The organism is Marinoscillum sp. MHG1-6, assembly GCF_024714475.1.
GTDB lineage: Bacteria > Bacteroidota > Bacteroidia > Cytophagales > Cyclobacteriaceae > JAMZMI01.
The window spans coordinates 1-26,899 of the sequence record NZ_JAMZMI010000001.1 but is presented as its reverse complement, the minus strand read 5'-3'; the positions used below and the strand labels follow the sequence as shown (position 1 = coordinate 26,899).

General features: G+C 42.2%; 21 protein-coding genes. 12 read left to right on the top strand and 9 right to left on the bottom strand.

Going from position 1 to position 26,899, the window contains the following annotated elements; translation table 11 throughout:
• The first annotated feature begins 220 nt into the window (after positions 1–220).
• The 5 genes from NXR94_RS00105 (at position 221) to NXR94_RS00085 (ending at position 5,884) form a co-directional block, all read left to right on the top strand.
• Positions 221–1,765: a SulP family inorganic anion transporter gene (locus NXR94_RS00105; RefSeq protein WP_258102513.1), complete on the top strand. Its 1,545-nt coding sequence runs from the start codon at positions 221–223 to the stop codon at positions 1,763–1,765.
• Positions 1,766–1,842: 77 nt separating this feature from the next.
• Positions 1,843–3,054 (top strand): hypothetical protein, encoded by a 1,212-nt coding sequence (locus NXR94_RS00100; RefSeq protein ID WP_258102512.1) that lies wholly within the window; start codon positions 1,843–1,845, stop codon positions 3,052–3,054.
• Positions 3,055–3,229: 175 nt separating this feature from the next.
• Positions 3,230–3,811, top strand: a complete 582-nt coding sequence (locus NXR94_RS00095; RefSeq protein WP_258102511.1) for a nucleotide exchange factor GrpE — start codon at positions 3,230–3,232, stop codon at positions 3,809–3,811.
• Position 3,812: 1 nt separating this feature from the next.
• The gene (dnaJ, locus tag NXR94_RS00090) at positions 3,813–4,946 is read left to right on the top strand and encodes a molecular chaperone DnaJ (RefSeq protein ID WP_258102510.1); all 1,134 of its coding nucleotides are present in this window, start codon (positions 3,813–3,815) and stop codon (positions 4,944–4,946) included.
• Between the two features lie 122 nt (positions 4,947–5,068).
• Positions 5,069–5,884, top strand: a complete 816-nt coding sequence (locus tag NXR94_RS00085; RefSeq protein ID WP_258102509.1) for a hypothetical protein — start codon at positions 5,069–5,071, stop codon at positions 5,882–5,884.
• Between the two features lie 60 nt (positions 5,885–5,944).
• Here the strand turns inward: NXR94_RS00085 and NXR94_RS00080 are convergent, their stop codons facing one another.
• From NXR94_RS00080 to NXR94_RS00065, 4 genes are all read right to left on the bottom strand, one after another.
• A complete protein-coding gene (locus tag NXR94_RS00080; RefSeq protein ID WP_258102508.1) occupies positions 5,945–6,601 on the bottom strand; it encodes a lysoplasmalogenase in 657 nt (218 codons plus the stop codon).
• 109 nt (positions 6,602–6,710) lie between these two features.
• On the bottom strand, positions 6,711–7,859 hold the full coding sequence (locus NXR94_RS00075) for an MFS transporter (RefSeq protein WP_258102507.1): 1,149 nt from the start codon (positions 7,857–7,859) through the stop codon (positions 6,711–6,713).
• Positions 7,860–7,931: 72 nt separating this feature from the next.
• A protein-coding gene (gene prfB / locus NXR94_RS00070) for a peptide chain release factor 2 (protein ID WP_258102506.1) occupies positions 7,932–9,024 on the bottom strand; the annotation gives its coding sequence in 2 pieces (ribosomal slippage) (positions 7,932–8,963 and positions 8,965–9,024; 1,092 coding nt in all).
• Positions 9,025–9,206: 182 nt separating this feature from the next.
• Positions 9,207–10,523, bottom strand: a complete 1,317-nt coding sequence (locus NXR94_RS00065; protein ID WP_258102505.1) for a collagen binding domain-containing protein — start codon at positions 10,521–10,523, stop codon at positions 9,207–9,209.
• Positions 10,524–10,922: 399 nt separating this feature from the next.
• Between NXR94_RS00065 and NXR94_RS00060 the strand changes: the two genes are divergently transcribed.
• The 3 genes from NXR94_RS00060 to NXR94_RS00050 all read left to right on the top strand — a co-directional run bounded on the left by NXR94_RS00060 (position 10,923) and on the right by NXR94_RS00050 (position 12,196).
• A complete protein-coding gene (locus NXR94_RS00060; RefSeq protein ID WP_258102504.1) occupies positions 10,923–11,120 on the top strand; it encodes a CsbD family protein in 198 nt (65 codons plus the stop codon).
• Between the two features lie 97 nt (positions 11,121–11,217).
• Positions 11,218–11,688: a hypothetical protein gene (locus tag NXR94_RS00055; RefSeq protein WP_258102503.1), complete on the top strand. Its 471-nt coding sequence runs from the start codon at positions 11,218–11,220 to the stop codon at positions 11,686–11,688.
• Positions 11,689–11,707: 19 nt separating this feature from the next.
• Positions 11,708–12,196 (top strand): GyrI-like domain-containing protein, encoded by a 489-nt coding sequence (locus tag NXR94_RS00050; RefSeq protein WP_258102501.1) that lies wholly within the window; start codon positions 11,708–11,710, stop codon positions 12,194–12,196.
• A 251-nt stretch (positions 12,197–12,447) separates the two neighbouring features.
• On the opposite strand, the gene NXR94_RS00045 is transcribed toward NXR94_RS00050, so the two are convergent.
• Positions 12,448–12,714: a hypothetical protein gene (locus NXR94_RS00045; protein ID WP_258102500.1), complete on the bottom strand. Its 267-nt coding sequence runs from the start codon at positions 12,712–12,714 to the stop codon at positions 12,448–12,450.
• Entirely contained in the window at positions 12,708–13,169 is a 462-nt protein-coding gene (locus NXR94_RS00040; protein ID WP_258102499.1) for a CBS domain-containing protein, read from the bottom strand. The genes NXR94_RS00045 and NXR94_RS00040 overlap by 7 nt, the downstream gene beginning before the upstream one ends.
• Before the next feature lie 213 nt (positions 13,170–13,382).
• On the opposite strand from NXR94_RS00040, the gene NXR94_RS00035 reads away from it, so the two are divergent.
• From NXR94_RS00035 to NXR94_RS00020, 4 genes are all read left to right on the top strand, one after another.
• On the top strand, positions 13,383–14,447 hold the full coding sequence (locus NXR94_RS00035; protein ID WP_258102498.1) for a hypothetical protein: 1,065 nt from the start codon (positions 13,383–13,385) through the stop codon (positions 14,445–14,447).
• 53 nt (positions 14,448–14,500) lie between these two features.
• Positions 14,501–15,304: a glycerophosphodiester phosphodiesterase gene (locus NXR94_RS00030; protein WP_258102497.1), complete on the top strand. Its 804-nt coding sequence runs from the start codon at positions 14,501–14,503 to the stop codon at positions 15,302–15,304.
• Between the two features lie 135 nt (positions 15,305–15,439).
• A complete protein-coding gene (locus tag NXR94_RS00025; RefSeq protein ID WP_258102496.1) occupies positions 15,440–18,424 on the top strand; it encodes a CHAT domain-containing protein in 2,985 nt (994 codons plus the stop codon).
• Between the two features lie 121 nt (positions 18,425–18,545).
• Positions 18,546–23,474, top strand: coding sequence for a LysM peptidoglycan-binding domain-containing protein (locus tag NXR94_RS00020; protein WP_258102495.1), 4,929 nt, complete (start codon positions 18,546–18,548; stop codon positions 23,472–23,474).
• Here the strand turns inward: NXR94_RS00020 and NXR94_RS00015 are convergent.
• The 3 genes from NXR94_RS00015 to NXR94_RS00005 form a co-directional block, all read right to left on the bottom strand.
• Positions 23,471–24,517 carry a PorP/SprF family type IX secretion system membrane protein gene (locus NXR94_RS00015; protein ID WP_258102494.1) on the bottom strand — a complete coding sequence of 349 codons (1,047 nt, stop codon included), beginning with the start codon at positions 24,515–24,517 and terminating at the stop codon, positions 23,471–23,473. The two genes, NXR94_RS00020 and NXR94_RS00015, sit on opposite strands and share 4 nt — an antisense overlap.
• A complete protein-coding gene (locus NXR94_RS00010; RefSeq protein ID WP_258102493.1) occupies positions 24,514–25,806 on the bottom strand; it encodes a gliding motility-associated C-terminal domain-containing protein in 1,293 nt (430 codons plus the stop codon). The genes NXR94_RS00015 and NXR94_RS00010 overlap by 4 nt, the downstream gene beginning before the upstream one ends.
• Positions 25,806–26,899 (bottom strand): hypothetical protein (locus NXR94_RS00005; RefSeq protein ID WP_258102492.1); only part of this gene is annotated, 1,094 nt, incomplete at its 5' end. The genes NXR94_RS00010 and NXR94_RS00005, both read right to left, overlap by 1 nt.

Below are 26,899 nucleotides of genomic sequence, written 5' to 3'. Positions count from 1 at the left end.
ATTGAAATCCAAGGTTATCTGAAAAGTGGATTTAATAATATTATGTAGAAGGAGTTAATAGGTCATTTTCATATGTATGGGAGTGCTCGCTGAAATTATGATACTCATTGATTAAAAATGCCAGACTTTCATTACGCCTTAAAAAGTTCTAGTTTTGCGCCTCATTATCAAATTTTAGCCCTTATGGCCCCATCTGGCTAAAAACAAAACAAACCATAACATGAAAGCATACTTCCAACTCTTTGACCTCAAGCAAAAAGTCAACTATAAAAATGAGATATTGTCAGGTCTCACAGTAGCTCTGGCTTTGATACCAGAGGCTATTGCCTTCGCATTGATTGCGGGCCTATCTCCGTTGACGGGACTTTATGCTGCCTTTGTGATGGGCCTGATCACCTCTATTCTGGGTGGTCGTCCGGGAATGATTTCCGGTGCTACAGGTGCTGTAGCCGTGGTAATAGTGAGTCTGGCAATTTCACACGGGGTTGAATACATTTTTGGAGCCGTCGTTTTGGCTGGTATTATTCAGATAGCTGCAGGAGTGCTCAGATTGGGTAAGTTTATTAGGCTGGTACCCCAACCGGTAATGTTCGGGTTCGTTAACGGTCTGGCCATTGTAATCTTTATGGCCCAGTTGGATCAATTTAAGGTTATGAATGATGTTGGTGTCCTGGAGTGGATGACCGGCGGACAGCTTTGGATGATGCTGGGTCTGGTGTTTGTAACCATGGTGATCATTTGGGGGCTACCGAAATTGACCAAGTTCGTTCCTGCTTCGCTTTCGGCTATTCTGGTCGTTTCAGCAATTGTTATTGGACTGGATTTGGATACAAGGACGGTTGGTGATATTGCTTCAATTCAGGGAGGGTTTCCTCCGTTCCATATTCCAGCCATTCCTTTCGATTGGGAGACTTTGCAAATTATCTTTCCTTATTCATTGATCATTGCTGGAGTTGGGCTTATAGAAAGCTTGCTAACACTTAACCTGATAGATGAGATCACCCAAACAAGAGGAAGAGGTAACAAAGAATGTGTGGCCCAGGGAACCGCAAACATCCTTTCCGGTCTATTCTCCGGTATGGGAGGATGTGCGATGATTGGTCAGAGTTTGATCAATATATCAGCTGGTGCGCGTGCCCGACTGTCCGGGATTGTTGCGGCGGTGATGCTTTTGGTCTTCATTATGTTTGGTGCGAGCCTAATTGAGCAACTCCCAATGGCGGCTTTGACAGGGCTAATGATCATGGTATCTATTGGAACCTTCGAGTGGGCGAGCCTTAAGACTGTGGGTAAGATGCCACTGCATGATGTGATCGTGATAGTTTTGGTGGCTTTAATTACTGTGCTGCTACATAATTTGGCGTTGGCTGTATTGATCGGCGTTGTTGTATCAGCGCTGGTATTTGCCTGGGAAAATGCCAAGCGAATTCGAGCCAGAAAATATGTAGATGATCAGGGAGTGAAGCACTATGAAATCTTTGGTCCGCTATTCTTTGGTTCTGTAACGGCCTTCAATGAAAAATTTGATGTGAATAATGATCCGGACGAAGTGATCATAGATTTTGCGGAAAGCAGGGTGGCAGACATGTCAGGGATTGAAGCACTGAATAAAATAACTGAGAGGTATTCCAACTCAGGTAAAACTCTTCACCTGAAGCACCTGAGTCCGGATTGCAGAAGGTTGCTCAAGAATGCTGAGAAGCTGATCGATGTAAATATCATTGAAGATCCTATCTACAATGTGATGGCAGATAAAGTGAGCTAGTTTCTGCCTGCATGCTTAACGAGTATTTTATTATCAGACATTCAGTCTTTTCGTATATTGAAAGCAAAACTGATTACATGAAAACGGTTTTGCTTTTCTTTTTTTGTCACCTCACCATTATTCAGGCCTGGGCCCAGAATGCACATCTTCAGGTTGTAGCCGAACAGGATCTGATGATTTTTGTGGATGGGATCTATAGAGGTAGAACCACGGCGGAAGTGGGAGGTTTGGTTGTTGAGGATCTGACACCCGGGGTTCACAATGTAAAAATGGTCAAAGAAGGCAGTGAACCTTTTAAGGGACAGGTAAATCTTACGGCCGGACAGGTTTTTACGTACAAGCCTGGTAATCCGTTTAACCCGGAAATCATCATCACTCAAAGTGGTGCAGAAGCCATTGCCGAGCGAGGTACCGGGAGCCTTCTAATACAGTCCTTCCCTGTGTCCATTCAAATTCGGATTGCCCAGTTGGATATGGTTAGTGATAAAACGAGGTATGAATGGAAGGCAGATAAAATTCCAACCGGGACCTATGAAGCCTTATTCTATGCTGAGAATGGTTCAATGAGCGGAATCCTCGAAATTAAAGAGGACAGTATCACTCATATTCATGTGAATGTGGCCGATAGTATCCTTGAGGTTGCCTATACTGAAAGTCAAAATAAACCCGGTGATTATCAAACCATCAATAGCCAGCGGAGCAGATCGACATTCGATAGCTTGACATTCGGTTACCGTTTACTTCGAGCGTATGATTTGGAGTTCGAGTATTTGAATGATACTTTTTTTGTTGTTCCGGAACTCCAGTTAGCGATAATAAACGTAAAAGATCGGCAGGATGAAGGAAGGTATGTGGATAATAATGGAGCCTACTTTATTCAACTAAAAGATGGGCGTACCTATCGTTTTGGGCAAAAAATATTGGAGGTTTATTACGATGAAAAATCTTCATCACTCATTACGCTCGTCAAAAACCTTTTTGGATTTGAGGTGGGCGTTCAGCACCCTTTGATTAATGGTTTTGTGGTTGATACTGAAATTCAGCAAGGGTGGAATAAGGCAACTTTTGAGGAGCAGTTGTCAAAACATGAAAAGGATTGGGTGAAGGGCGAACAATTTAAGTTTCAAAGCGTCACACAATCACAGCCAGGTCGAACGAATCAAATGAGTTCCATTGTCTATGGTAAATACGCTTTTGTTGATGGATATATCCTGCTTTTCGAGTCGTCTCAAATAAGCGCGAATCAGCGAATAAGTCCTGCAGGCGACTTGACAATCTTTCAAAAATAAAACGTCTCTTAGCTTCATGATTGGGTAAATGAAGATATGCCTGCATGCGGGTATGATGTGACACAGTTTCTATGCTAAATTTGCGGTTTCGTTCGTATTTCTGTCATCTTGTCATAAGAATACCCTTTGGCAAAGAAATTGACAGACGCACAGCGTCTAAAACCTTAATAGAAGTATGCAAAAAGATAAAGTGGAAGAAAAGGAGCAGGCTGAAATAAAAGAAGAAGTGACTCAGGATCAAACCCAACAAACTCAATCTGAGGAGGCTAAAGAAGAAGCGACCGAGCAAGTCGAGGAGCCGGATGAACTGGAGCAGTTGAAAATTGAGGTGGCAGAGTCGAAGGATAAATACCTTCGATTGTATTCTGAGTTTGAAAATTTCAGAAGAAGAACTTCAAAGGAGAAACTAGAACTGATCAACTCGGCAAACCAAAATCTGATGTCTGATTTGATTCCGGTATTAGATGATTTTGAGCGTGCGATAAATTCCCTGCAGGCGAGCGAGGGGTTTGAAGCAGCCAAAGAAGGTATGGACCTGATCTATAACAAGTTCAAAAAGACTTTAGAAACAAAAGGTCTGAAGAAGATGGAGATCGAAAAGGGGACAGATTTCAATGATGACTTTCATGAGGCAATCACACAGATCCCAGCCGGTGAAGAGATGGCCGGAAAAGTGGTGGATGTAGTGGAGAACGGATACTTCTTAAATGACAAAGTGGTTCGATTTGCGAAAGTCGTGACCGGAGCGAATTCATAATATGGCAAAGCGAGATTATTACGAGATTCTGGGTGTAGAAAAATCTGCTTCCAAAGACGAGATCAAAAAGGCTTATCGTAAAGTCGCGATCAAATATCACCCGGATAAAAATCCGGATGATAAGGATGCGGAAGAAATGTTTAAGGAAGCAGCCGAGGCCTATGAAGTGTTGAGCAATGATGAAAAGCGTCAGCGCTATGATCGCTTTGGACACCAGGGTGTTGGCGGTGCTGCCGGGGGTGGATTCGGTGGCCATCATATGAACATGGAGGATATTTTCTCTCAGTTTGGTGACATCTTCGGTGGAGGAGGAGGAAGCCCATTTGACAGTTTCTTTGGTGGTGGCGGCCGAAGTGGCGGTCGTAGAACTCGGAAAGGAACCAATCTTCGTATCAAGCTAAAACTAAACCTTCAGGAGATTGCTGCTGGAGTAGAAAAGAAGATTAAGGTAAACCGATTGGTGGTTGACCCTGAAACGACTTTCAAAAATTGTACGACCTGCCAGGGTACTGGTCAGGTACGAAAGGTGATGAATACCATGTTGGGTCAGATGATGTCCACATCCACATGTCCTACCTGTGGTGGTGCAGGACAGATGGTAGACCATAGAGCACCGGGCACTGACAGCACCGGTATGAAGCGCTCAGAAGAGGTCATCAGCATTAAAATTCCGGCTGGAGTAGCAGAGGGTATGCAGCTGAGCATGTCTGGAAAAGGTAATGAAGTAGCTGGTGGAATCCCTGGCGATCTGTTAATTCTTATTGAAGAGATTGAGGACGATACGCTTAAGAGAGATGGGAACAATGTGGTTTATGAACTTTATGTGAGTTTCATTGATGCTGTTCTGGGATCTTCAATAGAAGTTCCAACCATTGATGGAAAAGTCAAAATCAAAATTGAGCCAGGAACTCAAAGTGGTAAGATATTGAGGCTAAGGGGCAAAGGGATCAAAGATGTGGATGGCTACCGTACAGGAGATCAGCTTATCCATGTCAATGTATGGACCCCAAAATCGTTGTCAAAAGAGGAAAAGGAGCTACTTGAAGGGCTACGTGAATCCAAGAATTTTGAGCCAAGCCCGACCAAGGGGGAGAAGAGTTTCTTCGAAAATATGAAAGAATTTTTCGGCGCATAGCTAATATTACGCAACATAGATCAAATCATTTCGTATTATCGGACATGTTGCGGTTGGCATTTACTGTGGCGTTAGGCCTTTTGTTTTCAGTCAGTTATGGACAATTAAAAAAGTTTTACTCCTTGCAAAAATGCTCGGGGTATGACACGGTAGACTTTTCCCTAAAAGCTTCTGCCGGTAATTGTCTTATAAAACAGGGGGAGCCTGAAAATGGTCCTCTGAACATCTTCGGCAATCCCGATCTGGATAAGGTTAATCCATCTTTTCGAGCAAACATTGATGATAATACCTGCAAAGTGAACCTTTCATTGCAGGACTTTAAAACGACCAGTTTGAGTGACGGAATTTTCTTCGCCATGCTCGGTGGAGCCAATGAGATGGAAAACAATCTTTGGAAGATTCTCTTTGATACGGAGAAGGTTTACAAACTGGATCTGGACTATGGGTTTGGTATGGCGGATGTCAACCTGGATGGTACGCTTGTCAAAGGTATGAAAATTCGATCCGGTAGTGCGGATGTTCTGGTAGATTATGAACAGCGGGAACCAAACCCTATTGCAATGGACACTTTCCTGGTGAAAGTTGATATGGGTTCTTTGGTAGCCAAAAATGTAGACTGTGCGAATGCCGAACATGTTATTGCCGATATAGGATTTGGAAGGGCTCTTCTTGATTTAGGTCAGGCGCGTAACAGGAAATGCATGGTTCAGGCAACGGTAGGCGCAGGCAACCTGGACATCTTCCTTCCGGCTAAAGATGTTCCGATCATCATACACATTAAGGATTCACCATTTTGTGGTGTTCAGATTCTGGAAGGGTTTGAGCAGGTAGAAAAAAACGTTTTCGTAAACATGGATTACTCAGCCACCGCACCAAATCTGCTTACTTTTGATCTGGACGTAGCCCTTGGTAAGGTAGTCTTCCACTACGCAGAATAAACTCCATTCTCAATAAAGAAAGTTGATCAAATGATCAACTAATGATTCGTAATTGGCCTTTTAGACCGGATGTTTCAATATTCCTTTCATTAATAAATACTGGGCCACCACGTAAGTCGTGATAACAAAAAATCCAGCTAAAGGGATATCTATTACGAATTTATTGATGGCTAAAATGGAATCTGAGATCACAAAAAGAAAAGCACCGATGAATGCCAGTTGGTAGCTTTCTGTGTTTGTGCCCCATCTTCTTAGTCTGGCGACACTTGCCATAGTGACAATACATAACCCATACACTACCACAGGTAACACCATGTTCCCCGCATTTCTAATCAGTGCAAAAAGCAATAATCCTGCATACAGTAATAGGGGTATTAATGGTCGATAGCTGAATTTTATTTTTTGAAAGCTGGCATTGTACAACGCAAATGTATAGATGACCTGAGCCACTAAAAAAGCGCCCAGCCCTCCTAGGAAATAGGTTGGATCTGACGCTTTCAATAAAACCACATCTCCAATCCAGGAGAATATCAAGGCTCCCGCCACCATCAACCTTGGAAGCGTGATCACGCCTTTTGAATAGATGAACAAAAAGTAAATCAAAAGTGGCATGAGCAGCGGCTTGGTGTAAAGGTTCACCTGAGGCCAGTCCACAGCTAATGACAAGGCATTGGTAACAGCGAGTCCAAAATACAGTATGGTAACGGTGCGGATCATGGTAGAGGTTTTGAAGGCAAAATAGCGGAAGTCTGTTTAATCTTCATTGTAGAATTACTTACCGTAGTGTGTTGAAGGGCCAGGTTTAAGGTCTCTGAGAGCGCAAAAGCTAATCCGTTTTATTAAAAATAAGATAGACCATAGCAATGATCGCCAGGGCGCCACACCCTCCGAAAACAATCGAGAAGTTTTCAGATTGACCCGCATATATCTGGCCTGCCAGCATAGCGCCCATTCCTATGCCAATTTCCAATGCCATAAAGAGCGTAGAAAATCCTCTGCCTCTGTTTTGGATAGGTGAGAGGTCCGCCGCCCAGGCAAAAAGTGCCGGAGATGAAAGACCATACCCTGCTCCGAAGATCAGTGCACCCACAAGAAAATGAAAGGCATTGAGCGCAAATCCAATATAAGTAGAACCAATTCCAACAATGAGCATAGCTGCAATAGTGACTTTTCTCCTTCCAAAAAGATCCGAAAACCTGCCTCCAAAAAGTCTCGAAATAAGAGAAGTAAAGGTGAAATAGGAGAAAAAGAGTCCCTTGTTTTCTATTCCATGAAAAGTGCTTAAATCAGGCGCCAGGGTTAGTGAAGCCCCAAACGAGAAGGTCACAAGCATCATCACTACTGAAGGAACGACAACCGCTGGTTCGAAAATCTCAGATCTATTAAGCTTGAGCAGACCTGGCGAAAATTTTTGTTTGTTTTCAACCGTTTCTTTCATCCCTGCCAGTACTGCAACCGAAAAGAGGGCAACCAAACCACTTGAATAAAACAGAACCTCTATCGAGAAATTGTTAGCGATTGCCCCGCCGACATAGTTTCCAATTCCCATACCGGTCATCCCGAAGAGGCTCAGGATGCCCATACCCTCACCACGCCGGTTCAGTGGTACGATATCAGCGACGTAAGCAGCAGTTCCGGTCGGTTTAAAACCAGTAGAAAACCCATGCAAAAACCGGATAGCGAGGAATATATAGATGTTCAGGAAAAATGGGTAAAAAAACGAGACCACTGCTGTTACTGCTGCTCCGAAGACCATCACCGGGATTCTTCCCCAGGTATCAGTAAGCTTGCCACTGAAAGGTCTCGAGATCAGTGCCGTGAGGGTGAAAAAAGTAATATGCAGCCCAATAAAATCCTCTCCACCCATTTTTCGCATGAAATCAGGGAGTTCAGGAAGCACCATATTAAAAGAGCCAAAGAACAGAAACGAACTAAAGCTCAGGAGCCAAAATTGACGAGAATATGCTTTTAACATTAGCCTATAGTTATCAGTCCGAAATAATCAGTCATCGGTATGGACTGATGACTGACCACTGATGACCTTTAACTATTCTTCTACTTCCTGCTGCATAAGCAAGAAGGCTTTGATGTAATCCATCAAATCACCATCAAGTACATTTTGCACATCTGTTCGCTCAAAACCTGTGCGTGCATCTTTGATGAGCTTGTATGGGTGGAGTACATAGTTCCTAATTTGTGAACCAAAGTCAATAGCCTTCTTACCGGCCTCAACTTTGTCACGCTCTGCACTCCGTTTTTCTATTTCCAACTGGTACAACTGCGACTTCAGCATCTGCATGGCTCGTTCACGGTTAGCAAGCTGCGAACGTTCCACCTGACAAACTACCACGATACCCGTTGGTTTGTGTGTCAATTGGACCTTGGTTTCCACCTTGTTCACGTTCTGCCCACCAGCACCTCCACTTCGAGAGGTTTGCATTTCTATATCATTCGGATGGATGTCAATCTCAATAGTGTCATCAATCACCGGATAGACGTAGACGGAAGCAAAAGACGTATGTCTTCTTCCACCGCTGTCAAATGGAGAGATCCTCACCAATCGGTGAACGCCGTTCTCAGACTTCAGGAATCCATACGCTAACGGTCCTTCAAACTCAAGGGTTACAGATTTTACACCGGCTACATCGCCAGGTTGAAAGTCTACTTCCTTGACTTTATAACCTTGCGCTTCTCCAAACATGATATACATACGCATCAGTATACCCGCCCAGTCGTTACTTTCGGTTCCACCGGCACCAGGTGTGATCTGTAGCATACAGGATAGCTGATCCTCTTCGCTGGAAAGCATTTTCTTCATTTCCAGTTCCTCTACAAGCTTCTGCGCATTTTCATAGGCTGACTGCACATCAGCCTCTGTGCCTTCTCCTTCTTCAAGGAATTCCTGTAAAGTTTCAACTTCCTCCACGGCAGTCTCTACAGTTTCATAGCTATCGGTCCAGGCTTTTTTGCCTCGTATGATTTTTAGAATTGATTCGGCTTTTTCGGCATCATTCCAGAAATCCGGCTGGGCCGTTACCAGTTCCTCTTCTTCTATCTCTTTCTTCTTCTTATCGTAGTCAAAGATACCTCCTCAAGGCCGAGACGCGGCTCTTCAAGTCTTTCAACTGATCTGATGTCATGATGTTGAATTTATAGGGTTTGAATTATTAGAGGGCGAAGTTATATAGAATATTGCTGTCACAATAGAAAACACGCGGTATTAGATTTGATTTTCACCAATGGTAAATAACCTGCCAATAGATATAAAAAAAGCCATGAATTTCATTTCATGGCTTTGATTAGGTTAGGTTGAGATATATCGTTATTCAATAATCTTGATGAGACCCATTTGATCTTCACTTACTGAGATTAGTTTCCAGCCAGAAGCTTCTTTTGCATCGTCTTTGCTGGCATAAACTTTCCATCGATAAATACGACCAATTGAAAGGGTTGGGCCTGTATAGGCAACAGAAGTAAATGCTGCATCTACATTACCTTCCACTTCTTTTGCAACGGGCTCTACTGTAGTGTCAAAACCTCCCCAGATTACTTCTCCGTTCACATCAAGGAGCTCAACTACATAATCTGAAGTACTGGAATAAGCAACCCATTTGAAGGTTAACCCTGTACGGCTCACTTCCACTGGTACGATTTCATCGGGGCTATTAGTAGGGCTATCCAGCGATACGGAATTAGTCAGAGCAAAATCCAGAGATGTAGATGAAGACGAATTCTCCACCGAAGCGGTACCGCCACTAACCACTACTTTTGGATCGCCAAACTTCACGATGAAGTCAGGATCAACTACAAGAGTGTCATTGTTGTAGCTGGCACGAGCCAGATATTCACCATCAGGAATGTTATCAATAGTAAAGGCCCCGGTTGTTGTCACTGTGAGACCAGGAATAACCTCGCCACTTATAGGATGCACTAAAGAGACATCAACTGGTTTTCCACTTGTTGCCAGGAATTTCACAGTTCCGCTTAAGCTTGCAGTACCGCCTGAAGTGAAGCTGATATTAATGTCCGATGTATAAGCATTGGCTGTGGTAGTTGCTTCAACAGTTTCTGAGCTATAGCCACTTAGCCAGCCCTTAACTTGATAGGTTCCTGCAGGAATATTGATAATGCTGTAGTAACCGTCGGCATCAGTAGTGCTGGTGTATGCTTCTGTGCTATCTGCTGAACTAGCAATCACCAAAACTCCGGCAAGGCCGTTATCACCTTCTGTCACCCTTCCTTCTATCGCACCACCGTCTACTACAGCACTTGTGATGAGATCGTAGTCAAGCGTAACGGTCTCTCCTGCGATAATTGTAAATGGGATAGCAGAAACCCCTGGGGCCGGTACCTCCTGAAAGCCAAGTTTGGCGAGTCGCAGGTAATAAGTTCCAGGGTCTAGTGTAATAGCATAGGCACCATCTGAATTAGTTGAAGTGGTTGTACCAATCGCTTCGTTGCTGTTGGCGTCAAAAACACTGATTTTCACGGCCTCAAGTGCAGAAGAATCTGCCTGGGCGGTCACAATTCCTTCAACACTTCCTTGAGTGGGACCATCATCATCTTTATTACAAGAGGACAGGATTACAAGTCCTACTGCACAGAGCAACAGGGCGAATTGTTTAATTCGTTTTAACATACTGAGTTGGTTTAATTATAAAATGAACTTGGTATAGACGGTCCAAGCTTCATCTCATTGAAGGGTATAGGCCTTTCCTTCTGAGTAGAGAGTAAGTGGGCAGTAAATGTATGATATTTTTTTAGCTGAACGGAGATTTAGGCCAGGTTTTTTCATGACATATACCATGGTTTTGATGATAAGTATAAGGCTAGGATGCTGCTGCGAATCAGGGATACTTCTATCGACCGCAATAAATATAGAAAGGGCAAAATTGCCGTTGCATGGTAACTGGATTAACCCTCAAGAGAGGATTTGCAGGATTGACTGAATTTATTCATTGAATGATGTAACATATTGAAAGGTAAGGAGTTAATATAATGGTAACCCAAATTTTGAACGTAAAAATTATTAACGACCATGGATTTACAACTTAAAGGAAATTGGAATCAATTGACTGGAAATTTGAAAGAAAAATATGGTGAGCTTACCGACGATGATCTCAAAATCGCTGAAGGAAAAGTTCAGGAACTCGTGGGTATGTTACAGCAGAAAACAGGAAAGACTGTGGAAGCTATTATGGAAGAATTAGTTGAACTGGATTCTAAAATTATTTAGTGGTTGGTTATATCAACGAAAGCAGGTTCTATGAACCTGCTTTTTTTGTTTGTAGGCCGTGAATTTTGATCCTCTTCTCTTCCATTAAATTACACCCATGATAACAGCAACGGTGAAGCAATTGAAGGATGAGCTAAAGGTTAAGGATAAGGAGGAATTATTATTCTTATGTTTGACTTTGGCTAAGTTTAAGAAAGAAACCAAAGAGTTGCTTACCTATTTACTTTTTGAGTCGAGTGATGAAATGGGGTTTATTTCGGGAGTCAAAGCTGAAATTACAGAGGACTTTATGGAGGTGAATACATCCAGCATTTATTATGTAAAAAAGAGTGCCAGAAAGATTCTTCGAAATACTAAAAAGTATATCAGGTATTCTAAGAATAAACAGACAGAAGTAGAGCTGTTGATACATTATTGTCGGGAGCTGATTCAGGTAAGTCCGTCGGTTATGAGAAGCGTAACTATGAAAAACTTATACCAGCGACAACTAGATCAAATTAAAAAGAGCATCAAAAACCTTCACGAGGATTTGCAGCACGATTACGCCTTGGAACTTGAACAGCTTTAAAATTTGATTTTTTTAATCGATGGTAGAGCCTCAGATAAAACGCATCCAAGCAAAAAGGCTGATTGGCATGTCGCTTGAGATGTCATTTGCAGATAATAAAACTGTCGAGCTATGGAGGGCATTCATGCCGCGAAAATCAGAAGTGTCCAATGCTATTGATTCCGATCTTTTTTCAATCCAGATATATGATCCCGATTTTTTTAAAACCTTTAATCCTAAAGGGAAATTTAGGAAATGGGCAGCTGTTGAAGTCAGTGAGGTGATTATGGCCCCACACGGCATGCAGGTGTTTGATTTACCTTCAGGAGAATATGCGGTTTTTCATTATAAGGGAAACCCACAAGAAGGAGCAAGCATGTTCCAGTATATATTTGGTGTCTGGCTGCCAAAATCGGGTTACGAATTGGATGACAGACCTCACTTTGAGGTGCTGGGTGCAAAATATAAAAATAATGATCCGGATTCTGAGGAGGAAATATGGATTCCGGTATGGGCCAAAGTTGGCTAAGGATTTCCAATTAACTCGATTGCAAGGGGTATGTCCGGGTAAGTGTGTACGATGAATAAAAATATAAAGCCAACAAAACCAATAGTTGTTAAAGGCCGGGTCATGTATTTTGTTCTGAATTTCCCTGAAAGGAGTAAAGTCACAGCCAAAACATCAACGGAGACCCATAACCACATTTGAATCATGGAGATTACATCATATTGGGTGTTTGAATCCCCAATTTGGGAAACGGTAAAAGCGGTGTTCCAAAGTTATCCATTCAGGACCGATCCCACGAGAAGTACAACAACTGCCATCAACCCTAATGGAATTCTGAATATCATTAGGGTAATGGAGACTAATAGAATTAATTGGAAAATGATGTGTTCCTGAAAGCTTATCCAAAAATCTGAGGCTGATGTTACACCTTCAGGAAAAACAACCGGAGTCACAATAAACCAGGTAATCAGGCCTGAAAGGATGAACTTTATGATCAGGCCCGTCCCGATTATGGTCTCGTTCTGCAACGCTTTTACCATGTAGTACTCTTGAGGTTATAAACCGCTCGCATGATATCCTTCTGAGAGATTTGCCCCAGGAGCTTACCATAGCTTACTACCGGAAATCTTCTGATGCGCATGTCGAGAAATTGTTTAGCGGCATCAAAAATATTCATCTCGGGAGCGATGCTTACAACCTTTGTGGACATGTGATCTTTCACTTTGCCGGATAAGCTGGGCATATTGTTGTATTTACCGCGGACTACCTCTTTCATACAGTCTCCTTCAGAGATTACGCCAACTAATTCACCATCATCGTTTACAACTGGAGCACCAGAAATCCTGTTTTTCAACAAGGATTTGACAACCTCATCCATTGCTGTTTCGGGGTGGAAAGTGATGAGTTTGGTGGACATATAATCTGCTACCGTAACCGCAGGTAGCTCGTGTGTTTTTGGCTGCTCCATTTGCACGCCCTTATAGCTTTTTACCATGATAGTTATGTTGTTTTAGTCTAATAAATTAAGGAAATCCATTTTTATATCCTAATTCTGAGTCGCAAGAGATTTGCGAATTTCAATTTGTTTTGAATAAAACGTAATGATGAGAGACTTAATATGTTAACCCATAATTAATGATTAAGTAAGCTTCTGATTCAGTAAATGGTCATTAATTAGATTTTATTTGTCACAGGTTAACTTTATGTTGTGAAGGTTAATAATAAAATTGTCTACCAAAATCTGACAAAGCTTTTTGAGGAAGCTCCAGTCTATGAGCTCAATAATAAAAGCAAATGGGTTATTTTTAGTGACCTTCACATGGGGGATGGGGGCTCCACTGATGACTTCAAAGCAAACTCAGATCTCTTTTTGACAGTACTGGATAGACACTACTATGAAAATGGCTTTTCGCTCATTCTTAATGGCGATGTAGAGGAACTTCAAAGATTCTCACTTAAAAAAATCCATAAGCAATGGGCCAATGTCTTCAATGTCTTCAGAAAGTTTTCTGAGAATAGGGAAATGTTAAAAACCATCGGGAATCATGATCTAAAGATTGCTATGATGGAGGACTATCCGTACAATTTCAATCATCTGGAGGCTTTCCGGCTGAAACATCAGGATAACGATTTGTTCGTGTTCCATGGTCATCAGGCATCCAAAAAATTCCAAAAACATAATCAGATCATAGGCCTTACATTGAAGTACCTGGCCAATCCTCTTGGGATCAAGAATTATTCAGTGGCACACGATAGCCGCAAGCAGTACAATATAGAGAAGCGAGCTTATGGCTATTCAGCCTATCACAAAATTGCTTCTATCATTGGTCATACTCATCGGCCACTTTTTGAATCACTTCACAAGGTGGAGCGTCTTAAATATAAAATAGAACAGCTCTGTCGGGAATTGGCCAAAAGAGGGAAACATGACAAGGAACTAGAGGCAAGTATCAAAACCAATAAGAAGGATTTAAAGAAGTACTATAAAAAAAATGAAGACACAAATTTTCAGAACTATGTGTACAATACCATCTTTCATATTCCTTGTCTTTTTAACTCAGGCTGCGTAATTGGTAAGCGGGGAATCACCTGTTTGGAAATAGAGGAGGAAAAAATACGCCTTGTTCACTGGTTTGATATGAAGATCAGCAAGAAGTATTTGCAGAAATCAGGATATGAGCCGGAGCAACTGGGTGATACAGATTATTATCGCATGGTTTTGAATGAAGAGTCACTTGACTACATTTTTACCAGGATTAAGTACCTGTCTTGATGGGTTCTATTAGCAACACGTTATTTCTGGTTTTTTTGATTTTTGTTTCTTGTATGGATCGATACACATCAATTGATTTTCAAGGGCATAGAGGAGCCCGTGGGCTGATGCCCGAAAACTCTATTCCGGCTTTTCAGAAGGCTGTGGAATTAGGTGTGAGCACACTTGAAATGGACGTCGTCATAACAGGTGATGGACAGGTTTTGGTAAGTCATGAACCATACATGAATGGATTGTTTTGTCTGGACCCGGAAGGAAAGGTAATCCCTGATGCTAGGCAAATGGAGTATAATATTTACCAGATGTCCATTGAAGAGGTCAGGCGGTATGATTGTGGTTCAAAGCCGCATCCCGATTTCCCTGATCAGATTAATATGAAGGTGGTCAAGCCTCTGTTGTCGGAGGTGTTTAATGTGATTGAACCAATAACAAATGAAATCAGGTACAACATTGAAATTAAGAGTGAGCCGCGGTGGGACGGAGAATACCATCCTGAACCAGCGGAATTTTCAAAACTTGTTTATGACGTAATAGACGGGAGAATAGACTGGAGCAGGGTAACTATTCAGTCTTTCGATTTTCGTATTCTTCGGTATTTTCATGTCGCCTATCCCAATGTCCCTCTTGCTGTTTTGGTTGAGAATGATCAGTCAATCGAGGAAAACTTAAAATCACTAGGATTTTATCCTGCCATATACAGTTGTGATTACGTGCTTCTTGCAAGGAGCGATGTAGATTCGCTACATGAACTTGGAATCAGAGTTATTCCCTGGACGGTAAATGATAAAGAGGAAATGGATAAACTCATTAATTGGGGGGTAGATGGGATCATTACTGATTATCCTAACAAGATGTGACCTGATAATTGGGTTAAGAGCTTAATAAATTGTAATTTGTATATAAATCTTAGATCTGCTTGAAAATTGAATCTTTATTGCGAGTAAAATCGTAAAAGAAGAGTTACATTTTTAATAAGATTATCGCCTGAGCAAATGAGGACATTCACCGGCCTTCTTATCTCATTTGCATGCTGTTTTCTTGCAACCGCTCAATCGTTCGATGAATTGAATGATGGGATAGAACTCAGTATGAACAAAGGACTCTGGATCAAAGCAGAGTCTCAAATAGAGTATTGCCTCCAAAACTATGACATTGATTCCCTGACTCGTTCAGGTCTCCTTCATAACCTTGGCTATTGTGAGGTGGAGCGTGGGGACTATGTGAGTGCGAAATATCACCTGGAACAGGCACTTGCAATCAAAATTCGACACTACGGATACAAGAACTTTGACTACGCAGAGACTGCAGAGCTGTTGGGTGATCTCTCTATACAAATTGGAGATTATGAACGAGCTAAGAAATACCTGCATGAAGCCAGCGATTTGATGTTGTCGGAGTCTGGTGCTATGAGTAAAAAGTATATGACCTCACTCATAAATCTGGGGAGATTTTATGAGACTATTGGGATCTACAGTACTGCTGAGTTGTATTATCAGAAGGTCAATGAGATTGTTGGGTATTCCTATAGCGAAATCTCTCCTGAGCATGCGAATATCCTGAATCATTTGGGGAGCGTTTTGATAAAAAGCAATCAGCTAAACAGAGCGGAAAACCATTTGATTGAGGCGATATCGATTTATCAAAAACTGGGGCCGAAATATGCTTTGTCATGTGCTGAGGTTATAGAAACTATGGCCACCCTCAATATGAAAAAAGGGGATTTTGCCAGTGCTGAAAAACTCCTATTGGAAGTTGAGCAGGTATTGAAATCCACCGAGGGTATTCAGTCTGAGATGCTAGCTAAAACCCTGAATGGTCTGGGGATTCTTTATCTCGAGCTGGTCAATTTAGAAAGATCCAAAGGATATTTCTCCGAAGTCATTAACCTAATTAATGTAGATGCGTCCGGTGTTCAATATGCCACAGCTATGAATAATCTGGCGGCAATTGCCAGAATGGAGGGGGATTTTGCTCTGGCCAAGGAATTATTCTCTAAGGCGCTGACGATTTACCAAAAAATATATGGCACAATGCACCCTAACTATGCCAGCGCACTGAATAATCTGGCAAGTGTGGAACGCCTTTTAGCCAACTATTCAGAGGCAGAAGCACATTATAAAAAAGTAATGGAAATAGACCGGGCTATCTATGGTGAAGATCATCCACAGTATGCTACCTCTATCAATAATTTAGGAGTCTTATATACGACCATGGGCAAACCACAACAGGCGGGCACCTATTATGAACAAGCTTTGGATATAAGAAAAAGATCTCTCGGGATCAATCATCCGGCTTATGCGAAATCTTTAAATAAACTGGGTCTTCACTATTTCTCTCAGAATGATCTTAGAGGAGCCCAGAGATGTTTCAAAGAGGCAATTGATATTCACATAAAGCAGATATCTACCATATTCCCAACTTTCACTTCAGAGGAGAGAAACCTGTTTTATGCCAACATCAGGGAGGATATTGAACGCTACAACTATGTTGCTTACAAACTTCTAGGTGAAAATCCTGAGCTGGTTCAGGATATACTGAATTACCAAATTGCAACAAAGGGGATACTGTTTACTTCCTCTGAACGGATACAAAGTACCATTCAAAGCAGCTTTGATAACAATCTCATAGATCAATATGAAAAATGGGCAAGGGCAAAGACCAGATTAGCGGGCCTTTATCAAATTGGAGAACATAAGTTGCGTGATTATGGTATTGATCTAAAAGTTGAAGAACGTGCGCTGGAGCGAATGGAGAAGAACCTCCTGCTGAGCTCGGATCTATTTTCAGGCCTTTTTCCGGAAGAACGGATTGACTGGCGGGATATCCGCAGAAGTTTAAAGCCTGACCAGGTGCTGGTACAGATCATTAGGTTTAGAGAATTTGACCATCAGCTTGGGGCATCCAGAAACCTCATTGGTTTCACAGATAAGGTCAATTATATGTTTGTAATTGTTCGGCCAGATACTTACCTCAACCCTGAGTATATAGTTGCTGAAAATGGAGCTGCGCTGGAGGCAAAAGGGTATTCGCTTTACAATAATTCCATGAAGTATGACGTGGAGCTCCATACCTCGTACCTAAACTATTGGTCCGAACTTGATAAAAAGCTTGATGGTGTAAAAAGTGTGGTGGTTTCACCGGATGGAGTTTATTTCAAAATGAACCCAAATGTCTTCAAAGTGGATCGGGATAATTATGTCATGGATAAATATTATGTGGCATATATCACTAATAGTCGGGACATTATGAAGCATACAAGACAATCTGATGTGACCCAGCCAACGGCCACATTAATCGGTAACCCAACTTTTGGAATGCCGGAAGGGAGATACAACCTTAATTTAGAAGACCTGCCGGGAGCTCAAAATGAGGTCAACATCATCTCGGATATGTTGTTAAAAAAAGACTGGAATGTCAGGTTATTGGTAAATCAGGATGCCAATGAGTTTAGACTTAAGAACTCGTATCACCCCACAATCCTACATATAGCTACCCATGGTTATTTTGAGCAAGATGATATGCTACAACAAAAGATCACTCCGGGCGCGCTGCCAATGTTCAAATCGGGGTTGTATTTGGCTGGAGCTATGGAGGCATATGGTAAATATGTTATGGGAGAATTTCAGGACTCTGATAATGACGGTATACTCTCAGCTTACGAAGCGGTAAACCTGAATCTTCAAAACACCAGGCTCGTTGTATTGTCTGCTTGTGAGACTTCACGTGGAGGGATAGAGTCCGGAGAAGGAGTTTATGGTCTTCAAAGGGCGATGATGGTAGCCGGAGCACAAAATGTAATAACCAGTCTTTTGAAAGTTGACGACGGGGCGACGCAATTGCTGATGACCTATTTCTATCAGGAATTTATGTCAAGTGATAATGTTATGGAGGCACTGAGATTGGCACAACTTAGAGTGAGGGAAAAATATCCTGATCCACGTGTGTGGGGAGCCTTTCTGTTAACGGGAAATGGATAAGTTTATGGGTCTATCAAAGAAATTTTTTACTCTGACAATATTAGCCCTGCTCGTGCAGGTTTCATTAGCACAAGATTTAAACCGGTCTTTAGTATTTCGTGAAGGGGGCAAGCTCTTCGAGATGCAACAGTATATAAAGGCGATGCGGTTTTATAAAGAAGTACTGGATCAGGAGCCCACTCATTTAGGAGCACTGTTTCAGATGGGAGAATGTTACCGCCTCACCTTTGATTATGAAAGTGCTACTCATTATTACGAGCGTGTGGCAAAATCAAAGGACCGAAGGTTTCCTCTGGCTAAATACTACTATGCCCAAATGCTCAAGCAAGCCGGTGAATTCAATATGGCTTTGCAGGAGTATGAAGAGTTTATAGATAATCTTCGTAATGAATTTCAGCACGAGAGCAATGAATACCGGGTTTATTACAACCAGGCAAAAATTGAGAAGGAGGGCTGTCTCCTGGCCTTAAATGATCTCACCAATCCGAAGCCGGATCACGGGTTTCGCTTGTGTAGTGATGTTAACACCGAATATATGGATTTTGCTGCATTCAGCTATGGCAATGAGCAATATATGTGTTTGACATCTTCTCGTACCAGTGGTAAGGGGAATTTAATTGACTATCGTTTTGGAGAGTCATTCGCAGATATTTTTCTGTTTAAAAACGAAGGTGGACAATGGCAGAAATATGTCGATGATAGCCGATTGGAAAAGATGATCAATACCAAGTGGGGGGACGGTTCCGGGTCTTTTAACAGAGATGGAACAAAATTCTACTATACAAATTGTAATGAAGAGCTTGGCGACTTCTGCCACATATATGTTTCGGTCTTAAGAGATGGTCAATGGTCTACCCCAGTGGCGTTGGGTGAGGCGGTTAATTTGTATGGCTATGATTCAAGGCACCCCAATATTACTCCAGGGGGTGATACGCTTTTCTTTGCCTCCAACAGACCGGGTGGTGAAGGCAATTATGACATCTGGATGTCACTGAATGCGGGTGGTGAAAACTGGAGTCAACCTATTAATCTGGGGTCACAACTTAATACTCCTTTTATTGAGGTAGCTCCGTTCTTTGATCCTGAACAAAAGGCATTATTCTTTTCGTCGGATGGTCACAGAGGGTATGGTGGGTTTGATATTTACATGGCAAAGGGGAACTCATTTTTTGATCCTGAAATCTTCAATCCCGGCTCCCCTTTTAACTCGAATAAGGATGAGGTGTTCATCACAATGGGTAAGAATAAAGGGTATTTGTCCTCCAATAGAGAAGGTGGCAAAGGGAAGCTGGATATTTACGAATTTGATATTGAAAATGAGGAAGAAATTATCACCGAGATTTCCCTTGACCAGTCGGTAGCAGGTAGAAACTCGGTTTTCTCCGATGATTTTGATTTCGATTATGATGAAGTAGCGACCATCAATGAGATAATTTCAATGTTCATGGCGGCCAGGATTGTGGACGTTGAACTTGCATTAACAAGTGATCTGGCAAAAGTTTATCGGGGGTTAAGCCTTGATGATAAGGAGCGGATCAACCGTATTATTTTCGCACGCATCCGTCAACTCAATGAAAATGATCTACAGGCTTTCAGAGTTGAGGATGAGATGTTCTATCAGGACCTCTCCAGTTCGGATAAAGGACATTTGGATCGGCTGATACTAACCTATATTGAAGAAAATGGACTCTCATTAAGTATCGGAAATACGAGCGTCGGAGAAGAGCGATTTTATAGTTCTTTGGAACGAGAAGAGAAGGAGCGTGTTGATCGCCTCATTGCCACAAGAGTAAAACAGGCCAATACCTATGAATATGAACCAACTACGTATCAGGCCCTCCCCAAGGCAGATAGAGCCCAGGTTGATCAGATAGCCTACAAGTATTTTGAGGATAAAACGATTCTTGATCGGCTAACCATTTCACCTACTCAGATGTATTATTTACGAAATCTCACACCTGAGAAGAAGTTGGAGGTTTATCAGTCAGTTAAAGAAAGGGTGATGGTCATGTCTGAGGACAATAAATACAAACTTCAGGAAGATGATCGGATTTTTTACCAAAATCTAACCAGTGAGCAAATCAGTGCGGTAAGAGAGATAGCAAATGCTTTTATTGTAGCCGATTTGGAAACGATCTCTGAAGAATTGGACCCTAAGGTGCTCAATGTATATAGCCTGATGAACCAGACTCAGCAAAGAACTTTAAATCGTGTTTTGGCGAAGATTATAGAAAATACGATAAAAGGGGATCTCTACTATGCCGAGTCTAATCTGACCGAAGAAGCGAAATTGATGGCCCAGGGCATCGTGCCTGAGCGCATTGGTACATTTATGGATAAGCAGACGAGCACGATTGAGTTGACTCGTGACAAGGAAAGAATTGAACGTTTTCTAACAGTTTCTGCAAAAAGCTGGATATCATCTGATCCTGTATACGTCAAGCCGCTATTGGTTCCTCAAACATTAGTTGCTGCAAATACTGTCGAGGCTCCATCTAATCAGACACCCGGACTCACTCAAAATAATGAGCAAAATAAAAATTCGGGCTATGGTGGCACCTCAAATTCCGGAAAAAACTCCACCGGCCTGATGAGTGCCAATGGTGCTGAGTCCCGACAGAATGAACAAAATGCTTCGCAAAAAATGGAGCCTGAGGCACAGGCGGTAGGCCCAACTCTTCCGACTAATGCTTTGAGTTTTTATGAAGAGATGTCAGTTGATCAACAATTGACAGTTGACCGCATTGTGGCAATGGAGTACATGAATCGAGCTTATTCGAACCCATCCATTCGTCAGGAGGATGATCAGTTTTTAAAAGATGCTTCTAAGGAAGAAAGGAAATATATCAAATTGCTATCGGATCATCTTAGAGGGGACTTATCTCAGGTTGAGGGAGATGAGTTGGCATTGAATGAGGCTTACACTTACTACTCAAGCCTTTCCCCTACCCTTAAGACCAAATGGAATAGACTGGTAGCAAGAGGGGCTCTTGTTGAAACGTCGGTAGGGAAATACAAAATATCTCCTTCCGATGCTGCTTTCAGGATGAGGCTGGGTGAGGAGGAGCGTGAGAGTCTAGCGAGTATTCAGGAATTTAGGTTTGCAAATGAAAGTTTTTTGGCTGAGGACCTTCACCTGGGATCTGACGAGATGGTGTCTGGCATGGCGAGCTATGAAGTGGCACAGTTCAATAATTCTGAATATAATAATGTATCCATTAAAGGACTGTTAATCAATAATCAGGGTGGTGCGCCTATCGCAGACTTCCCCTTGCAGGTTGTTAATGAAGAAGGGAAAATGCTAGCTAGCGTAACTACTGGTAAAAATGGAGTTTTCCTTTTTGAAGGTCTTCCGAAAGGTGAATTCAAGGTAGTATCGGGACTGGAAAGTGAAGCAGGTAAAACCAGTGTGTCGGTCGTCGTTAAAGATCTGAAAGTAATGGCTGCGAAAACACCGAGTATGGTGGCGGTTGAGGAAACCCCAAGACCTGAAGAGAAGACCCCTCAAAAGATTAATCCAATCGTTGAAGAGGAGCAGAGAGTGCAGACTTTGTCATCCTATGATTTGCTTTTTTATGAAGAAAAGACAGCCGAACAGCAATTGACTGTTGATCGAATACTAGCGATGGAGTATATCAACCGAGCCTATACAGATCCAATTCTTCGTCAAAAGGATGATCAGTTTTTAAAAGATATATCTAAGGAGGAAAGAATTTACATTAAGTTATTGGCCGATCACCTGAGCGGCGATGTTTCAGTCGCGGAGGCTGATAAACTGGCATTGAATGAGGCCTTTACCTTCTATTCGAACCTAGCTCCAACTCTTAAGAGTAAATGGAATCGGCTGGTGGCCAGGGGAGCTCTGATTGAAACATCTACCGGGAAGTTTAAAATATCTCCATCTGATGCTGCCTTCAGGATGAAATTAGATGAGGCTGACCGAAAAAGCCTTGCTAATATCCAAAACTTCAGGTTTGCTAACGAAAGGATATTAAGTGAAAATCTTGCTGTTGAGTCAAATGATCTGGCATACAGCAAGGTCAATTTTGGAGTGGCAAAATTTAATAACACGGAATACAATTACGTTTCTGTCAAGGGCCGGTTGATCAAAAATGAAGATGGAACTCCAATGGCAGATTTTCCATTGCAAGTCGTGAATGAGACAGGTAAAATTATTGCTCGTGTAACTACCAGCTCAAATGGAGATTTTGCCTTTGAGGATCTTCCTCGAGGTGAGTATAAAGTGGTGTCGGGGCGTGAAAAGGAAACCGATAAAATGAGTGCTTCATTCTTTGTGAAAGATTTGAAGGTAATGGGAACGGATGAAGGTAGTTTCATGTATACCCTGAAAACCAATATCTACTTTGACTTTGGTTCGTCTGACCTTCGAAATGAAGCATATGTGAGTCTTCGTGAAATAGCGGAAATATGTAAGAAGCAGGATGTCTACATCCAGTTAAGGTCACACACTGACAATGTGGGTAATGAGGATTACAACCTACTGTTGAGTGATAAAAGAAATGAACAAGCGATCAGTCTGTTGAAGGCCCAGGGGGTCTCAACAGAAAAAATGGAATGGTTAGCCATGGGGAAATCTAATCCTGCCGCTTCGAATAAAACAGCCTATGGTCGCCAATTCAACCGAAGAATAGAAATTTCCCTTAAGTCGAACAATCCAATCGAGTATGAGCCGGCAGAAGTATTTATAGTTCGACCCAAAGGAACGTTGTTTAGTATAGCCAGGAATTTCGGAGTGGCCATTAGTGACATATTGAAAATCAATGGCATGACCGATAATAGTTTAAAAGCTTATCAACCACTTCGCATACCGAACCCGAATGGAATGCGACCTAACCTGGACATGCTGGTAGAACTAGGGCAATCTGTTGCCGATTCTCATAATATTTATGTTGTGAAAGAAGGCGAGACTATTCGGAATATTGCGGATAAATTCAACATCCCATATGAGCTTATCATTGAAATGAATGAAATGAAAGGAGAGGCCGTTCGAACTGGCCAGGAGCTCAAAATATACGTTCGGAATTTCTAGAAAAGTGGGTTGGATATTTTTCTTATTCGCCTTTCTTTAGAAATCGTGTATTGCATCGATAACTCCACGTGGTTATTTGAATACCGAACCTGGTCATCTGAGAATAACGTGCTGTTTAGGTCATAGCTTACCTTCATGCTAAAGGCGTTATAGTTTATCCCAATGAGGAAAATATATGAGTCTCTTAATCGGTACCATGTTCCTGCTACGACTTTGATGTCTTTTCCTGTACCAAAAGTATTTTCCCGCAGAGAGTACCAGGCATAAAGTCCTCCATCGAAATTATAATTTCTTCTTTGGTACTGTAGGAGGATATTGGGTAGGATATTGAATTTTCTTCTCTTGAATTCGATACCACCATGATACTTGTAAAGCATTGGAGCCCTGCTTCTTTCTAGTCTGGAAAACGATTTATAAGGTTGATTGAGGTTCGTAACTGAAAAGCCTGAAAATGCACTGTAATTGTACAGGGTGAAGTTTCTTTCACGATTGTAGTAGTACATGGCTCCGGCGTTTACAATCAGATGATTAGAGGTGGTGTTAAACTCATCTACCGGAACGGGTTGCTGATCATCGAACCCATAATACGGGTTATAATTAGAGCCCCATTGAAGTTGATCATAATTGGATCGATAAAACTCATATCCTGTTTGAATACCTATGGCAATGACCTCAGCATTTAGAGCTCCAATGGAAATGTTGTGTGCATAGTTGAAAAGCAGTCCTGAAAGATCAAAAATGCCCTGAAATCCTGATCGATTTTGATAGGCCATCATTCCAAATCCTGCTTGTGGCAAATTGTCTACCTTGTTAATCAGAATTGGGAATGTTGCTGATACCTGGTTCGTTTCATTGAGCACAGAGTTGTTGCCAAGAGATTTTCTGAAGTTGACAAAGAAAGAGGGCTCGACGTAGATTGCCGAAAATGCCGGATTGAGATATAATGAAGTTGAAAAGTACTGCGAGAATTGCAGCTCCTGCCCGGATACCTGTAGCCCCTGAAGAAAGAATAAAAGCGATATGATCAGTAGCTTAAATCTCATCGTTTCAGCAATATGGGTGCTTTAAATAGTTTGACATCCTCAGGATTACTTTGATAGGCGTATTTGGCCACAATAAAATAAACCCCGGTATACTCCTCTTTTCCCTGAAGGTTTCTGCCATCCCAGCCCTGGGTAGTGGCCTCTTCAAATGAGTTGGTGCTGTAAACCAGCGTACTAAAACGATTATAGATTTCCAGTTTAAATGGACTTTCAGCAATCTTCTCACCAAATACACGGTACCGCTTATTGGTAGGGTCCGATGCAGATGGTGCAAATACATTTGGGAAGTAGATTTGACCAGCAGGGTTGATCTGTGGTGCCAGGGCCACTGCAAAATATTTTGCTCCCGGACTGCCAAATCGGGCATATCGGCTGCTCGAAATCGTTCCTTCAGTAACAGAATCTGTGTTCGCTAAATAATCAACACCCAAAGAGTAATAGATCCCTCCTATGGAATCGGAAATTACTACCACAGGAGATTCATATCTTCTTCTTATATCATTTTCGATTTCAAAATTTTCCAGGTCTTCAGCAATAAAATCGATCTGAATCAATGCGCTGTCAAGGGAGCCGTTTCGAAGATCCACTCTCCAGGCGTTTTCAGGGGAAACTCCTACCAGATCGGTGTTTGGCAAAGGACTGGTCACTGATTGATGAATCAAGCTAACACCCACTTCAGGATTGATCCCTTTTAGATCTATAAGTTCGATGGTTCCATAAAAACCTCCTGACCCTACAGGAAATATCCTGTTACGAGTACCTCGGGCAATAAGCTCACCTTCAAAATAGGAGCCCGAACCGAAGGTATGAGTAATCGATGCTGTACGATCAACAATCAAATTAGTACCCAGGCTGGTCGTTAGTATACCGTCTCGAAAATTCAGAGATTCAGTGACTTTGGTAGAGTCCCCGCTTAAAGTGACCGTTCCGATTTTATTTACCTCAATAGAATTGATGAGGAGGTAATTGTTGGTGATTGTTTGATCATTAGCTCCTAAAAAGGTCATTTTCCCGAGTGAGGTATTGAAGGTTCCCGTACTGGTCCAGTCTCCGAAGAGCAAAATTTCACCATCATTGATAAAAAAACCATCATTGGTAACATCTCCAAAAGCGACCATTTCAGCATCTCCCTTCACTTCGAGCCTTCCTGAGTTTAGCACTTCGCCAGTAGCCGTGATTCCCGCACCTGCTGTAGCAATCAGTTCTGCTCCGGGTGGAATATAGAGTTCTTGAGCGGAAAGATTTAATCCGCTAAGAACAAGGGACAATATGGTCAATCTTATCCTCATCAGTTAAGTGACCTGTTTAGTTCTACCCATGATGAAAGGGCACTGCTCCACATCAAGGAGATGGTTGAACCTAGTTCAGTGTCCAATGGCGTCCAGTTTCCGGCTATTTTTAGATTTCCTGAGTCTGCTAATGAAACAGCCATACCTGTAACGGAATTGTTACTTGAAATCAGAATGAGAATAAGCATCTGTCCATCGGCAACACCATTACTCAAAGTGATCGGAGTGCTCAATCCGGTGTCGGTATCCTGAATGTTGATCACAGACCTGCTTCCTACTGTAATTAAATTGCTTGATGCGGATGATGCAACTTCTGTATTTGTTGTGATTGTCACTGCGCCTCCTACGGATAAGGTCCCACCAACATTAGCATTATTAGCTATAGATAGACTGTCATCAATATTGACAGCACCGTCAATGTCAGCATTACCAGCTACATGGAGACTATCACCACTGCTAACCAATGAGCTCGCTTCAATTAGCCGTCCTCCTAGGCTATCAGCACTTACGTCATTGAGGTTGGTCATATTTGCTCCTCCTGCATCATTTCCGGAACCAAGTACCTGAGATAATGTGGCTGTGGATTCAACGGCAGTCTCCAAACTTTGGAGTGCTGAGGTAATCGATGCATTATCCGGTATGGTAGAACCGGTAAACGTAGTTCCGAAGTCCCCTGTATTAGCCGGTTGTCCGGAAAGAGTTACCAGGCTGTCGATATTTTCTTTAAAGACAAGGGAATCCTCATCGGCCTCGGTTTCTATGCGGTTCTCGAAGTAGAGTGAATCCACATTGTCTTTAGCGATGATGGCAGCGATCTCGGCGCCCAGTGCAGTGGAATCTTCATCGACCTGTGCCTCGATACGTGTCTCAAAGTAGATGGAGTCAGTGTTGTCCTTAGACTGAATAGCCGATATGTCGGTTCTCAGTGCGTTGGCTGAATCCAGCACGAGTGTATGCAGGAAGGTAGAATCCTCATCGGCCTCGGTTTCTATGCGGTTCTCGAAGTAGAGTGAATCCACATTGTCTTTAGCGATGATGGCAGCGATCTCGGCGCCCAGTGCAGTGGAATCTTCATCGACCTGTGCCTCGATAC